Genomic DNA, 15,083 nt, shown 5'->3' with positions numbered 1-15,083 from the left:
ATGAGGCCATCCCTGCTCCTGCTGGCGCTGTTGGCCATGAGCGCATCCGCACATGCCGACGACACGCGCTTCGTTGCCACCGATATCAATCGCCTCAACCAGGTCAGCGAACCGGCACTGTCACGCGATGGCAACTTCATCGTCTACACCGTCACCAGCGCCAATCTGGAGCGTGACCAACCGCAATCGGATCTGTGGCGTGTGCGCTACGACGGCAGCGCGCGAACCCAGCTCACGCATACGCCCGATAGCAATGAATCGCGACCGCAATGGACGGCCGACGGCAAATCCATCGCTTTCCTGTCCGATCGCAAGGTAGATGGCGAGGCGAGTGACGACGACGCCAAGACGCAGGTGTGGATGATGCCAGCCGATGGCGGCGAGGCACGCCGGGTTACCGATCTTCCCAGCGGCGTGGAAGACTTTGTCATGTCGCCCAACGGACGGCAGCTCGCGGCCATCGCGTTCGATCCCGAACAGGCCGCTGGGGCGAAAAAGCCGAAGAACCCGCCACCGATCGTCACCGACCGCTTCCAGTTCAAGGACGACGACAGTGGCTGGCTCGGCAGCCGTCACAAGCACCTGTACATGGTCGACATTGCCAGCGGCAAGGCCACCGTGCTCACGCCGGGCAGGCACGACGAACAGCTGCCGGCGTGGTCGCCCGACGGCAAGCTGATCGCCTATGTCACCAAGCGTGGTGACGACCCGGATCGTCACCTCAACTACGACATCTATGTGATCGCACCACAAGCCGGTGCCCAGGAGCGTCAGCTCACCACGTTTCCCGGCTCTGATCTCGATCCGTACTGGGAAACACGCCCCGCGTGGAGCCCGGACAGCAAGCGCATCGCCTATTTGCAGAGCGGCGAGGACAAATGGATCTACTACGCGCCCTGGCAGCTCGCGGTCATCGACGTAGCCAGCGGCAAAGCCGCCCTGCCCGCACCGATCGATCGCTGTTTCACCAAGCCGCATTGGTCGCCTGATGGTCGCAGCGTCTATGTGCTGATCGAGCAAGCCGAAGTCACCCACCTTTCCCGTATCGATGTCGCCGGCGGCAAGCTCACCGAACTGACACACGGCAATCGATTCGACGTCGATCTCGATGTCTCCGGCAATGGCCGCATCGTGGTGCTGGGCGGCGATGACACTCACCCCGTCGAACTGGCCGCCGTCGAACGCGGCACATTGCGTGCGCTCAGCGATCACAACCATTGGCTGAGCGACAAGCGTCTGGCTGCCACCGAGACGCTGCATTTCACCAGCCCCGACGGCACCGCGCTGGATGCGCTGCTGATCAAGCCGGTCGGCTACGTGCCGGGACATCGCTATCCCACCATCGTGCGTGTCCATGGTGGCCCGGTGTACCAGTTCAGCCGCGAATTCATGGCGGACTGGCAGGTCTACGCGAGCCACGGTTATGCCGTGCTCGCCGTGAATCCGCGCGGCAGTTCCGGCCGGGGTTTCGAATTCGCCAAGGCCATCTACGCCGACTGGGGCAACAAGGACACGAAGGATCTGCTGGCCGGCGTGGAACATGCGGTGGCGCTAGGCATAGCCGATCCAGCCCGCTTGGGTATTGGCGGCTGGAGCTATGGCGCGATTCTCACCGACGAAGTGATCTCGCGCGATACGCGCTTCAAAGCGGCCATCGTTGGTGCGGGCTCGGGCAACATGTATGGCATGTATGGCGATGACGAATACGCCCGCGAGTACGAGCTGGAGCTCGGCACGCCGTGGGGCAATCGGGAAGCCTACGATCGCGCAAGTTACCCGTTCCTCCACGCCAACCAGATCAAGACGCCGACCCTGTTCCAATGCGGTGAGCGCGATTTCAACGTGCCGTGCATCGGTGCCGAGCAGATGTACCAGGCGCTGCGCTCGCTACAGATTCCCACCGAGCTGGTGGTCTATCCCGGCCAGCACCACGGCATTACCGTGCCCAGCTATCTGCGTGATCGCATGGAGCGCAACCTGGCGTGGTACGACCGCTTCCTCGGAAACGGAAGCGCCACTCCGTGAGCAACACAGCGTCAGTGCGGTGGCTGGTAGCGCCCGAAACGTTTGAGCAACGCCACCAGCTGATCGTGCGGAATCGCCATGGCGAAATGCCCGCCGTCACCGTGCATGTCGCGCGCGGCAATCATCGCATTGACGATCGATTCCTCGGCCGCCTGGGCGGTCGCCTCGAACAGGCCGTCGAGGTGATCGTTGCCGATAAAGGCCGCCTGCTGCAGCGTCTTGTCATGGAGAGCGTCGCCGTTGGCCGTGGAAAAGGCGATGAAGATGTCGCCCGAACCATTGCCCGCGAAGCTGCCCATCCGCGCCAGCCCCATGCCGGCGCGCTTGGCGATGCGCTTGAGCTGATGCGGCAGCAGCGGCGCATCGGTAGCCACCACGATGATGATCGAGCCCGTGTCGCTGGCCGACGGATTGGAACCGCTGCGAATGCGGTCATCGCGCAGGTACTGCCCGACCGGAGCGCCGGCAACGCGCAGACTGTCGCGCAGGCCATAGTTGGCCTGCACCAGCACGCCGATGGTGTAGCCGTGGCCATCGACACGCACACGCCGCGAGGCCGTGCCGATACCGCACTTGAACTCATGGCAGATCATGCCGGTGCCGCCGCCGACATTGCCTTCTGCAACCGGCCCGCCTTTCGCCTGTCGCAGCGCCTGCGCGACATGCTCCGGCCGCACGTGGAACCCGTTAATGTCGTTGAGGTCGCCGTCCCAGGTTTCGGCCACCACCGGCAGCGACCACCAGTAGCCCGACGCATCGGCGCCGCCCGCATGCACGCGCTCGGCGATCACCGCGTCGCGTACCACGCCCACGCTATGGGTGTTGGTCAGCATCACCGGGCCTTCCAGTTGGCCGGACTCGTCCAGCCAGGCAGTGCCGGTCATTTCGCCATTCCCGTTCAGCGCGAACCAGCCGCCAAAGGTGGGGATGTCGTAACTATCGTGCCCACGCGGCAGGATCGCGGTGACGCCCGTACGCACTTTGTGCCCGTTGGCGAGATCCTCGATCAGGGTCACCTGGCCCACGGTAACCCCGGCGACGTCGGTGATGGCATTCAGCGGCCCGGGCGTGCCGTCGAAGGGAACGCCGATATCTCTTGCGCGCGGCTCGGCAGCCGTGGCCATACTGCACAGCACACACAACAAAAGTGCGAGGCGAAAACGGGGCATGGCATCTCCGTGGGGCAACCCTTAGTCGCGCCAGTCTATCCCGAGATCGGAGTCACGCATGCCGGCTGATACAACCATCCTGGAACTCGATCACGCACGCGCTCTGTCGCCGCGTTACTACTTCGGCGACGCGATGCTGACGATGGAGCATCGTGCGGTATTCGCACGCAGCTGGCAGCTGGTGGCGCACCAGAGTCTGCTGGCGGAGCCGGGCGACCATGTGGTCGAACACGTCGGCGGCGTGCCCGTGCTGCTGGTGCGCGGTCAAGACGGCGTGCTGCGCGCCTTCCCCAATGTCTGCCGCCACCGCGCCGGGCCGCTGGCCCTGTGCAACGGCAAGGGTGCGCGCTCGCTGCACTGCAAATACCACGGCTGGACCTACACGCTGGAAGGCCAGTTGCGCAGTGCACCAGAAATGCAGAGCGCCAGCGATTTCCGCGTCGAAGATATTCGCCTGCCGCCGCTGCGCGTGCACGAATGGCAGGGTCTGGTGTTCGTGGCACTGGACCCGGCCGTGCCGCCTTTCGAGGAAGTGTATGCGGGCATCACCGAATGCATCGCGCCCATCGACCTCTCCGCCATGCGCTACCTGCGCCGCGACAGTTACGACATCGACTGCAACTGGAAGGTCTACATCGACAACTTCCTGGAAGGCTATCACCTCGCCCATGTGCATCCAGGCCTGTCGAAGGTGCTCGATTACCGTGCATACGACACCGAACTGTCTCCGTGGCATTCGCTGCAATCCTCACCGCTGCGCAACAGTTCGGACATCTACGGCGATGGCCGCGCCTTCTATTACTTCGTCTACCCCAACGTGATGCTCAACATCATGCCGGGTCGATTGCAGACCAACCGCATCCTGCCGCTGGGCCCGGGGCGCTGCCGCGTGGAGTTTGACTACTACTACTCGCAGGACGACGCGGCGCAGGCGCGCATCCTGGCCGACCAGTCCTTCAGCGACGAAGTGCAGCACGAAGACATTTCCATCTGCGAGGCCGTGCAGAAAGGGCTTGCCTCCGGTCACTACGAGGCAGGACGCCTCTGCCCCAGGCGCGAAAGCGGCGTCTGGCACTTCCATAACCTGTTGCGCACGGCCTATGCCCGTGACGAGGAAGCATCCGCATGACGTTCAAGCTGTCCAGCCTGTTCTGCGCCATCGCGGTCATGGCGTCCGCCTCTTCGGCAGACGCACGGAGCGCAGAGCGCGTCGTGGTGCACGCCGGTCACCTGCTCGACGTTGACAGCGGCAACATGCTCGCCGACCAGGCGGTGACGATTGAAAACGGCCGCGTCGTCAGCGTACGGCCCTGGTCCGCCGCTGCTGCTGCCACCGGTGTAAAAGTACTCGACTGGACCAGCTACACGATCGTGCCCGGCATGATGGACATGCACACTCATATCGCGGATGAAACCGAAAGCGCCGACCCTGGCGCGGCGCTGAAGAGCACGCCTGCTCGCGATGCCTTTATCGGTGCGAAGAACGCACGCGACACGCTGCACGCCGGGTTCACCACCGTACGCGACGTGGGCGTCTATCGCGGCTTTGCCGACATCACGCTGCGCGACGCCATCAACGCCGGCTATGTGCCAGGGCCGCGAATGTTCGTTGCCGGCGCCTACATCACCATTCCGGGCGGCGGTGGCGAGATCACTGGCTTGCCGCCGGGTACGGAGGTGCCGATGGAATTTCGCCGTGGCGTCTCCAAGGGTGTTGATGACGTGCGCAGGCATGTGGACATGATCCTTGATCACGGCGCGGACCTCATCAAGGTCATCGCCACTGGCGCCGTGCTCACCGACGGCACCGAGCCCGGGCAGTCTGAATACACCGAAGCGGAGATCCACGCCGCCGTGGAGGAAGCCGCCAAGCGCGGCAAGTTCGTTGCCGCGCATGCACACGGTGCCGAAGGTATCAAGCGTGCGGTGCGCGCGGGGGTGCGTTCGATAGAACACGGTTCGCTGATCGACGACGAGGGTATCGCGCTGATGAAACAGCGCGGCACCTGGCTGGTCGCAGACATCTACAACGGCGACTACATCGACAGCGTGGGTCGAAGCGAGGGCTGGTCGGCCGAGAAACTGCGCAAAAACGTGGAGACCACCGACGCGCAGCGCGAAGGTTTCCGCAAGGCAGTCAAGGCGGGCGTGCACATTGCCTTCGGCACCGATGCGGGCGTTTATCCGCATGGCGACAACGCGCGCCAGTTTGCCTACATGGTGCGTTACGGCATGACGCCGCTGCAGGCGATCCGCTCGGCCACCATCGATTCGGCGCGCTTGCTGGGCAAGGAAAAGGAACTGGGCTCCATTGCCCCCAGCAAAGCGGCGGACCTGGTAGCGGTAGCCTGCGATCCCATTCAGAACATTGAATGCTTGCGCCAGGTACGTGGTGTGATGAAGGCCGGCACGCCGGTTTCCCTTGACTGAACCAGGTAGGCGCGCATGAGCAACGGCAACAAGATCGGTTTCTGGACCTGCACCGCGCTGGTCGTGGGCAACGTCATCGGCATGGGCATCTTCATCTTGCCCGCGTCGTTGGCGCCGTACGGCTTCAACGCGCTGATCGGCTGGGTGGTCACCCTGGCGGGTTGCCTGGCGTTGGCACGTGTGTTCGCCCATCTTTCGCATGCGATGCCGAACGCTGATGGCCCTTATGGCTATATCCGCAGCACGCTGGGGGAGCTGCCGGCGTACATGGCACTGTGGGCGTATTGGGTGTCGCTGTGGCTCACCAACGCGGCACTCGCGACGGGCGTGGTCGGCTACATCACCGTGGTCATGCCGGAACTGGGACGTATCCAACCGACGCTGTTCGCATTGGGTCTGCTTTGGTCGTTCGTCGCCATCAACTTGTTTGGTGTGCGAACGGGAGGCAGCGTGCAGATCGTGACCACCGCGCTGAAGCTACTGCCCATGCTCGCCATCGCACTTCTCGGCGGATGGATGCTGCTCACCACGCCGGAGAGCTACAGCGCGCACCCGCCTGTCACGCCGATCGCGTTGAACGATGTGATGGCGGCATCGACCATTGCGCTGTTCGCCATGCTCGGCATTGAATCGGCCAGCGTGCCGGCGTGCCGAGTCGATAATCCAGGGCGGACCATTCCGCGAGCGACCATGGCGGGCACGGTGCTGACGGCCATCGTGTACATCATCGTATCAAGCGTACCGATGCTGCTGATTCCGCAATCGGAGCTCGCCAACGCCAGTGCGCCATTCGCCACGCTGATGGACCGCTACGTTGGTGCCGGTGTGGGCCGCTGGCTCTCCCTGTTCGTGGTCGTCAGCGGACTGGGCGCACTCAACGGCTGGACCCTTCTGGTGGGCGAACTCACACGCACCATGGCCAACAACGGCGTGTTGCCCGCCGTGCTCGCCCGCAACAATCGCCATGGCGCCCCCGCCATCGCACTGGTGGTCACCGGCGTACTTGGCTCGGCGATGATATGGATGAGCTACAGCAAATCGCTGGTGACAGCCTTCACCTTCCTCACGCGCGTCGTGACCGCCGCCAACCTGCCGCTCTATCTGTGCTGTTCCCTCGCGCTCGCGGTGTTGTGGCGACGCGGCGCAGCACCCGATGCAGGGCGGCGGGCGGTGCTCTTCGCCCTGGTGGGCACGCTCTTCGTGATCTTCGCCTTCATCGGCAGTGGCCGTGAGCCGTTCCTGCTCGCCTTGGGCCTGATGGCGGCGGGCCTGCCGCTGTATGCCTTCATGCGCCTGCGCCGCCCGGCTGCGGTCCCCGCCAAGGTTTGAACACGATGCGCGATCCACGCTACGACGTCCTGTTCACGCCGATAAAGATCGGCCCGGTCACGGCGAAGAACCGGTTCTTCCAGGTGCCTCATTGCAATGGCATGGGCCACGCCATGCCGCTGGCCCATGCGGCGATGCGCGAGATCAAGGCCGAGGGCGGTTGGGCGGTAGTTTCCACCGAGGAGTGCGAGATCCATCCGAGCAGCGACCTCACGCCCTACGTGGAAGCGCGACTGTGGGACGATCGTGACATCCCTGCCCTTGCGCTGATGTGCGACAGGGTGCATGCGCATGGCGCGCTGGCAGCGGTGGAGCTGTCGCACAATGGCCCGACCGCCTCGAACCTGTATTCACGAGAAGTGCTGCTTGGCCCTTCGCACCAGCCGTCCAAGTACGGCTATCCGTCGCAGGCGCGCGCGATGACGCGCCACGACATCCGCGAATACCGACGCTGGCATCGTGAAGCTGCCCTGCGTGGCAAGCGCGCCGGCATGGACATCATCTACGTCTACGCCGCGCACGATCTTTCGTTGCCGATGCACTTTCTCCAGCGCCGTCGCAACCAGCGCAGCGACGAGTACGGCGGTTCGCTGGAAAACCGCATGCGCCTGTTGCGCGAAGTGCTCCAGGACACGCGCGATGCCGTTGGCGATACCTGCGCCGTAGCGCTGCGCTTCGCCACCGAAGAATTGCTGGGGCCCGGTGGCGTGGAACTGGCCGAAGCGCAGGACATCGTGGGCCTCCTCGCCGAGGTGCCCGACTTGTGGGACGTGAATCTTGCGGCCTGGTACAACGACTCGGTGCCCTCGCGTTTCGCCGCCGAAGGAGCGCAGGAACCGTTCATCGATTTCGTCAAGAAAACCACGACCAAGCCGGTGGTGGGTGTGGGTCGCTTCACCTCGCCGGACACCATGGTCTCGCAGATCCGCCGTGGCGTGATCGACATGATTGGCGCCGCACGCCCGTCCATCGCCGATCCGTTCCTGCCCAGGAAAATCGAGGAAGGCCGCGTCGACGATATCCGTGAATGCATCGGCTGCAACATCTGCGTGTCCGGCGACATGACCATCTCGCCGATCCGTTGCACGCAGAATCCGACCATGGGTGAGGAGTGGCGAAAGGGCTGGCATCCGGAGCGCATCCAACCCAAGCGTCAATCGAGCCGCGTGCTGGTGGTAGGTAGTGGCCCCGCCGGTCTCGAAGCGGCGCGCGCGCTCGGCCAGCGCGGCTATGAAGTGAGTCTCGCAGAAGCCCGCCGCGAGCTGGGCGGCCGCGTCACCCGCGAAGCGCGCCTGCCAGGCTTGGCCGAATGGGCGCGCGTGCGCGACTGGCGTGTCGGCCAGATCGGCAAGCTACCGAATGTGGCCGTCTATCTCGATTCCGAGCTCACCGCTCAGGACGTGCTCGACTTCGGCGCCGAACATGTGGTGCTGGCCACGGGTTGCCACTGGCGCCGCGACGGCTTCGGCCGCAGCAATGGCTTCAGCATCCCCGGCTTCAGCGACCATCCGGGCATATTCACGCTCGACGATCTGATGGACGGCAAAATGCCTGAAGGCCGCGTGGCGGTGTTCGACGACGACGGCTTTTACTACGCCAGCATGGCCGCCGAAATGCTGCGCAGCCGCGGCTGCGAGGTGGCTTATGTCACCCCCGAGGACAGTGTCGCACCCTGGAGCGTGAATACGCTCGACTATCGCCACATCCGTAAACGGATGGCCAAACAAGGTATCGAGCCGATTGTCTCGAACAATATCGTAGGTTTCCACGGCACCACGTTGACGCTGGAGAACACCTGGGACGGCCAATACGTCGAGCGCACTTGCGATGCCGTCGTCACCGTCACATCGCGCCTGCCCAACGACACGCTCTACCAGGAGTTGTTGCAACGTGAAGCGGATTGGGCTGATGCAGGCATCCGTTCCCTACGCTGCATGGGTGACGCCGAAGCCCCCGGCCTGATCGCGCATGCGGTCTACGCCGGCCATCGCTACGCGCGAGAGTTGGAGGAGCCAGCCTCCGACGAGGTTGCATTCAAGCGTCATTTTCATACGGCACGCTCCGAGGATCTGCGGCGCGACGAATAGATTCAGAGCTGGCATAACGTGTCGTTGTCCCGGCGGCTCTCAACAGCCGTCGGAATGGCGAGCGATGAACTATTCAAACCTGCACCACGTGTGGTGCAACCAGTTGGATCAGGCGCGATTGGCCAGCGCCAGAATGTCCACGCTCTCCAGCACGGCTTTGGCCGAACCATGCCTCGCCACCGAAAGCATGGCCTGACCGATGAGATCCGTGCTCGACACGTGCCTCGGGAAAAGCGCGCGCAGCAGCGGAATCACTGGCCGGGTGATGTCATAGACCAGGCGAACCATGGCGGTCTTGGAGCGCTCGCCGTGCGCGGGCGCGATAAACCCCGGGCGAAACAGGTAAACCCCTTTGAATGGCAGTCGACGCAGCGCATTCTCGGTGCGCCCCTTCACGCGCGCCCACATCGTGCGCCCTCGCTCGCTGCTATCGGTTCCTGCGCCGGACACATAGACGAACGTCATCGAAGAATTCTGCCGCGCCAGGACTTCGCCGGCCGCCATGGTCACGTCGTAGGTAAGTTGCGTATAGCGCTGTTCGCTCATACCTGCCGAACTTACGCCAAGGCAGAAGAAACATGCATCGAATCCGCGCAGGCTCGTTTCGACATCGTCATAGCGGAGGAAATCCTGGCGCAAAAGCTCACGCAGTTTCGGGTGTTGCATGCCAAGCGCTGTGCGCCCGATCGCGAGCACCTCGCTCACATCATCCGCCTGCAGGCATTCGCGCAGCACTCCCTGCCCCACCATGCCGGTGGCGCCAAACAGCAATACCTTCATGCCGCCTCCTTCGCTTGAATCGACGGCCAGCGCACGGCGGTGAGTTGCTCCGACACCTGCCACAAGCGCGTTGCCGCAGCGACGTCGCGAGCCTTCGCGCCGATAACAGCCTCGCCCACCGGCCCTCTCAACTCGAACGCACCCTTGGGTCCGTAGTAACCCGCATCCATTGCATCGGGCGACGTCGCCGCATACAGCGTAGGCAGCGCGCCGTCCGCTGCCGATTGCGACATCCACGGCTCGATCAGCTTGCCAAGTCGCTCACCTAGACCCGGCCTTCCTTCTCGTCCCAGACCCGGACCGCTGCTTTGCAGTCCGGTACGTGCATAACCAGGATGGCAGGCATTGCTCATCAGACCCCAGCCACTCGCATCGCTGCGATGCTGCAGTTCCAGCGCGAACAGCAACATCGCCAGCTTGGATTGCCCATAGGCAAGCCACGATTGGTAGCGACGTTCCCATTGCAGATCATCGAAATGGATGGCGGCGCCCAGACGATGCGCAGCACTGCTCACATTGACCACGCGGGGCGCGTGTCCTCGCCGCAGCAGTGGCAACAGTTGCGCGGTGAGCGCGAAGTGGCCCAGATAGTTGGTGCCAAACTGCAGTTCGAAACCATCAGCGGTGACGTGGCGCGTGGGCGGCGTCATCACGCCGGCATTGTTGATGAGCAGGTCCAAAGTCGAACCTTCGCCCGCCATTTGCGCCGCAAAATCAGCGACGGAAGCCAGGTTCGCCAGGTCGAGAGGTGCGTAGCGGACATTGGCGTCTGGATGGCACGCACGTATGCTCGCCAGCGCTTCGGCACCCTTGGCATCATTGCGACCAATGAGCACAACCTCCGCTCCGGCACCAGCCAGTGCGAGTGCCGCCTCGTAACCGATGCCGCTGGTGGCTCCGGTGATCACCACACGGCGCTGCTGCTGCGATGGCATGTCCTGCACGTTCCATGGGTTCATGGTTGGCAGCCTCATTGTTCGGGAAACGCAGGGAAATCACCTGCATCGAAACCGGTGGAAAGGCTCACCGCTCGCCAGCGTTCCGCCGCACTCGTGCGCGCCTGTTCGACACCGCCAAAGAAATGCAGTGCATCGCTTCCCAGCAGCAGGTGCGCCGGTGGATGGTCGTGATACGCGAGTTGCAACACGACCTGCGCCACACGTGCCGGATCGCTGGCCTCGTTGCCGCGATAGTCCTTGAGCAAGGCCTGCATCGCGCCGACCGATGGCTGGTAATCGGGCAACAGATCCGGCAGTGCGCGATTGGCTTCTGCAGCCCAGCCGGTGCGCATGCCGCCCGGTTCCAGCGAGCAAACCTTGATGCCCAGCGGCGCCACTTCCGCCGCCAACACTTCGGTGAATCCGCCCACGGCCCACTTGGCCGACTGGTAGGCTGCCAGTCCCGGCGTACCTATGCGGCCACCTACAGATGAGATCTGCAGGATGTGGCCCGCCTGCTGTTTGCGCATCACTGGCAGCGCCGCGCGCGTCACGTTGACCACACCATAGAAGTTGGTGTCGATCTGGGCGCGGAAATCGGCTTCGTCGCTTTGCTCAAACGGCGCAATGTGGCCGAAGCCCGCATTGTTGACCACGACATCCAGACGGCCAAACGTATCGACAGCTGCCTGCACGGCTACCCGCGCAGCTTTGGCGTCGGTCACGTCGAGCGCGACAGCACGCACCTGGTCGCCATACCGCGTGACGAGATCCTCCAGTTGCCGCGTATCACGGGCAGTGGCCACAAGACGGTCACCGTGCGCCAGCACGGCCTCGGCAATGTCGCGACCCAAGCCACGGGCGCTACCGGTTACAAGCCAGACTTTGGACATGGAATGTCTCCTTCAATGAAAGAAATTGAGTGATTACACACTCATTTATGAAATACAAGAAATCAGGTCTTGGCGATCGCGTTCCAGAACGCCTCGAAACCCGCTGACCGATAGTGCTCGGCCCGCTCGGGTTCTCGGGCAATGAAATCCATGGTGGTTTCGGCCAACGCCCCCATCAACGCACCGACGAAAGCCGGCGGATGATCACGCAGGAAGCCCTTGGCCATCGCCTCGTGCAACATGCCGTTGACCTCGCCGAAGGCAGCGGCGCCGGCAGCCTTGCTTTCAGACGTCACCCGCTCGGATACGGTCAGTTGGGCCATCACTTTCCGTTCGTACGGATGGGCCACGCCCCAGTCGATGTAGGTGCTCCAGACATGTCGTGATCGTTCACGGACACCGGCTCGGTGCGGATATCCCGCCAGCATGGCCTCCCGCAGCTCGCCTTTCAGTTCCAGGTAGAGCTGGTTGAGCAACTCGTCCTTGCTGCTGAAGTAGGTGAACAGCGTGCCCTCGGCCACGCCCGCCAACTTGGCAATCCGCGCCGTGGGCGCACTCGCCCCCTGTTCCGCGAACACTTGGGTCGCGGCGTCCAGGATGGCGTTGCGTTTGTCTTCGCTGCGGGGACGGGCCATGGTGGCGATCGTATATTGAGTGCGTACTCAATCATATTCCGACAAAAGGTGAGCCGCAAGTGGCTGATCGATACACGTTCAGAGCAGGCCCTCGACCGGCAGCAAGCCACCCACGTTGACCTTGAAGCGACGCCACCAGCTGGTTTCGGGTGCATGGTCGTAGCGGATCATCTCCCCGCCCGGCTGCTTCGCCTCCCAATACACGTCGCCCTTCGGGTCGAGCAGCACCTGGTAGCTGTGCTCGGGCTTCGTGGCGTCGGCGAAGATCGCCAGCAGCGCCTTGGCGAGCGCGGGTGAGTCGACGATTACCCCGTCTTCGGTATTGAGGTGAACCGAACGCGGGTCCAGGTTCATCGAACCTACAAATGCATGCTGGTCGTCGACCACGAAGGCCTTGGCATGCAGGCTGTTGTTGCCAGACGAAGAACCGAAGAAGTGGCTGCCACCACCGCTGCGCCGCGCGTCGGGTTTCAACTCGTAGAGCTGGATGCCCGCCTTCAGCAACGGCACGTGATAAGACGCATAGGCCACATACACGTTGCCAGCATCGGTGGACGCCAGCGAATTGGTGAGCACCTCCACCGTTACGCCGCGCTCGCGAATGCCCTGTAGATAGGCTGTGCCCTTGTCACCCGGCACGAAATACGGAGAGATCAGGGTCAGCCGATGCTGTGCCGTATCCGTCCATGCGCGGATCGCAGGCGCCATGTGCAGATCCTTGCCATCGGCATCGGGATTGCCTTTGTCAGGATCATCTGCAAGGTAGGTCGCCCGCCCCCAGGCCCACTCCGTGGCCGGTGTTTCACGGGCGAGGTCGCCCACGCGGCTCACCAGATTTTGCGCGTATCTGCTTTGGCTGAACTGGCGTGCCGTGGCCACCATCGTCTTGCGGATTTTCTCCAACTCGTCCGGGTTGGGGGCGTTCTTGTGGAAAGCGGCGATGGGAAATGACTGCTGGCTGTTCCAGTAGCGATCGAAAACTTGCCCGACTTCCGCCACTACAGGTCCCGCCACCAACACGTCGAGGTCCCGGAAATTGACGGTGCTGTCGGCATCGAAATATTCGTCGCCGATATTACGTCCGCCCACGACGGCCATCGCGCCGTCGGCAATGAAAGCCTTGTTGTGCATCCGCCGGTTGAGCCGCGAGAAATCCCCGGCGAATTGCTTGCCTATGCCCCACAACGATGAGTTGCGCTCCAGGAACGGATTGAACAGCCGGATCTCGATGTTGCGGTGACCGTCGAGCACGCGCAGCACATCGTCATTGCCGGCCACGTGCAGGTCGTCCAGCAGCAGGCGCACGCGCACGCCACGGTCGGCCGCCGCCAGCAGACGCTCCGCCAGCAGCTCGCCGGTCGCATCGCTGTGGAACATGTAGTACTGCAGATCGAGCGAATGCACCGCGCGATTGGCCAGCGCAATGCGGGCCAGCAAGGCGTCATTGGAATCGCTGATCAGGCGCAGCGCCGACTCGGTGCCGTGCTGCGACGCGATGCGGGACGCATAGGCAACCAGCGGCGCATCCGCCTGCACCGGCAACATGGTGCTGGGGACGCGTGGATAGTCGGGGCGAAGGTCCGAATGGGTACAGGCGGCTAGCGCCAGCAGCCCCAAACAGGCAAGGCGACGCAACAGTGTCCAGTCCATGCTCCCCTCCTTGGCATGAACTCTAATGCAGGAGAGGGCGCGGTGCGCGACCGGCCTTGCCGCGTTACGGCATGGCGAGGCTCTTTAGGGGATAGGCTGTTCGCGCACTGGGTGCGCTCCTGCAAGAAACCCGACTACCGGCCGAAGGTAATTTCCTTGCCCTCGTGGTCGCGGTCCCAGCCGCGCAGTTCGTCACGGATATGCGCCACGCGCTGGCGACCAAGCGCGTTGCGCTCCTCGTCCAGCACCTGGCCATCCAGCAACTCGGCGAGGCGCTGCGCGGTGGGCAGCATCGTGTCCCACGCATCCAGTGCAGGGATCGGCGCCGGCAAGGTCATGAAGAAACTCAGGCCCGGCGTGCGTAGTGCATCGAGCCGGGTCAGGTCGAAATTACCCGGCTTGAGCATGTTGGCCACGCTGAAGATCGGGCCCAGCTCGCGCTTGCCATCCACCAGGCGGTGGTAGATGCCCATGTCGCCGAATTCCAGCCCGGCCTTCTCGGCGGCCACGATCAGGTCCGCGCCGTTGAACACGCTGCCTTCGCGGGCCACCACGAACAAGGTGACAATGCGTTCTACGGGCATGCGCTCCGGCCGACGGCCCAGATCGGAGCGCTGTGGCACACGAGGCGCAGCCTGTGCAGGCGCCGGTGCAGCCACTGCAGCAGGCGCGGGCTCGGTCGCACGCGGCGCCGGCTCGTGCCCGTTTCCATGCGCAAGGTTCTGCTCGAACTGCTCCGGCGGCGCACGCAGTGCGTCGACGATGGATGCGGCAATGCCCTGCGGCTTGCCAAGCGGCGCCGGATCGATCCTGTTTTTGCCACCGGCCAGCGTGGCACCGAGTCGTTCCAGTTCCTCGCGCAGCCCCATGTCCAGCTCGCCCTGTTGCGGAGCACGGTCATCGAGCGAGTCCATGTGGAAATCGTCCCGAGCGCTGAAGGACGGTTCGTCCTGCGTCCCGCCCTCCCCACCGAAGGTCGGCTCGCGCCGCTCACCGGAGGGGCCGGGCACGATACGCCGCCTGCCCTGCTCTTTCTTTGGCAGGCCGAACAACCAGATCAGTGCGAGCACGATCAGGCCGACGATCAGCATCGGAATGCCCACGGCGGGATTCCAGGCAAAGGCAAGTATGGGTTGCGCGGTCATAT

General features: G+C 63.7%; 12 protein-coding genes. 5 read left to right on the top strand and 7 right to left on the bottom strand.

What is annotated here, in order from left to right; translation table 11 throughout:
• Complete coding sequence (locus AC3CBN_RS13380) at nt 1-2,025, top strand: alpha/beta hydrolase family protein (protein ID WP_488633504.1); 2,025 nt, start codon at nt 1-3, stop codon at nt 2,023-2,025.
• Nucleotides 2,026-2,036: 11 nt separating this feature from the next.
• Here AC3CBN_RS13380 and AC3CBN_RS13375 read toward each other — a convergent pair whose 3' ends face one another.
• Nucleotides 2,037-3,194, bottom strand: coding sequence for a DmpA family aminopeptidase (locus AC3CBN_RS13375; RefSeq protein WP_488633503.1), 1,158 nt, complete (start codon nt 3,192-3,194; stop codon nt 2,037-2,039).
• Between the two features lie 58 nt (nt 3,195-3,252).
• Between AC3CBN_RS13375 and AC3CBN_RS13370 the strand changes: the two genes are divergently transcribed.
• The 4 genes from AC3CBN_RS13370 to AC3CBN_RS13355 are packed head-to-tail and all read left to right on the top strand — an operon-like array spanning nt 3,253 to nt 9,040.
• The gene (locus AC3CBN_RS13370) at nt 3,253-4,323 is read left to right on the top strand and encodes an aromatic ring-hydroxylating oxygenase subunit alpha (protein ID WP_488633502.1); all 1,071 of its coding nucleotides are present in this window, start codon (nt 3,253-3,255) and stop codon (nt 4,321-4,323) included.
• Nucleotides 4,320-5,624 (top strand): Xaa-Pro dipeptidase, encoded by a 1,305-nt coding sequence (locus AC3CBN_RS13365; protein ID WP_488633501.1) that lies wholly within the window; start codon nt 4,320-4,322, stop codon nt 5,622-5,624. Before AC3CBN_RS13370 ends, AC3CBN_RS13365 begins: the two co-directional genes overlap by 4 nt.
• A gap of 15 nt (nt 5,625-5,639) precedes the next feature.
• A complete protein-coding gene (locus AC3CBN_RS13360; RefSeq protein ID WP_488633500.1) occupies nt 5,640-6,953 on the top strand; it encodes an amino acid permease in 1,314 nt (437 codons plus the stop codon).
• Between the two features lie 5 nt (nt 6,954-6,958).
• Nucleotides 6,959-9,040 (top strand): oxidoreductase, encoded by a 2,082-nt coding sequence (locus tag AC3CBN_RS13355; protein WP_488633499.1) that lies wholly within the window; start codon nt 6,959-6,961, stop codon nt 9,038-9,040.
• A 108-nt stretch (nt 9,041-9,148) separates the two neighbouring features.
• Here AC3CBN_RS13355 and AC3CBN_RS13350 read toward each other — a convergent pair whose 3' ends face one another.
• From AC3CBN_RS13350 to zipA, 6 genes are all read right to left on the bottom strand, one after another.
• Complete coding sequence (locus AC3CBN_RS13350) at nt 9,149-9,820, bottom strand: NAD(P)H-binding protein (protein WP_488633498.1); 672 nt, start codon at nt 9,818-9,820, stop codon at nt 9,149-9,151.
• Nucleotides 9,817-10,779: an SDR family oxidoreductase gene (locus tag AC3CBN_RS13345; protein ID WP_488633497.1), complete on the bottom strand. Its 963-nt coding sequence runs from the start codon at nt 10,777-10,779 to the stop codon at nt 9,817-9,819. The genes AC3CBN_RS13350 and AC3CBN_RS13345 overlap by 4 nt, the downstream gene beginning before the upstream one ends.
• An 11-nt stretch (nt 10,780-10,790) precedes the next feature.
• The gene (locus tag AC3CBN_RS13340; protein ID WP_488633496.1) at nt 10,791-11,651 is read right to left on the bottom strand and encodes an SDR family NAD(P)-dependent oxidoreductase; all 861 of its coding nucleotides are present in this window, start codon (nt 11,649-11,651) and stop codon (nt 10,791-10,793) included.
• Between the two features lie 62 nt (nt 11,652-11,713).
• Nucleotides 11,714-12,286, bottom strand: coding sequence for a TetR/AcrR family transcriptional regulator (locus tag AC3CBN_RS13335; protein WP_488633495.1), 573 nt, complete (start codon nt 12,284-12,286; stop codon nt 11,714-11,716).
• Nucleotides 12,287-12,364: 78 nt separating this feature from the next.
• Nucleotides 12,365-13,936, bottom strand: a complete 1,572-nt coding sequence (locus tag AC3CBN_RS13330) for a phospholipase D family protein (protein ID WP_488633494.1) — start codon at nt 13,934-13,936, stop codon at nt 12,365-12,367.
• 134 nt (nt 13,937-14,070) lie between these two features.
• A complete protein-coding gene (gene zipA, locus AC3CBN_RS13325) occupies nt 14,071-15,081 on the bottom strand; it encodes a cell division protein ZipA (RefSeq protein ID WP_488633493.1) in 1,011 nt (336 codons plus the stop codon).
• Nucleotides 15,082-15,083 lie beyond the last annotated feature (2 nt).

The sequence above is a fragment of the Dyella sp. OK584 genome (genome assembly GCF_057787755.1).
The sequence above is the reverse complement of the archived record's forward strand: the minus strand, read 5'-3'. Positions and strand labels throughout refer to the sequence as shown.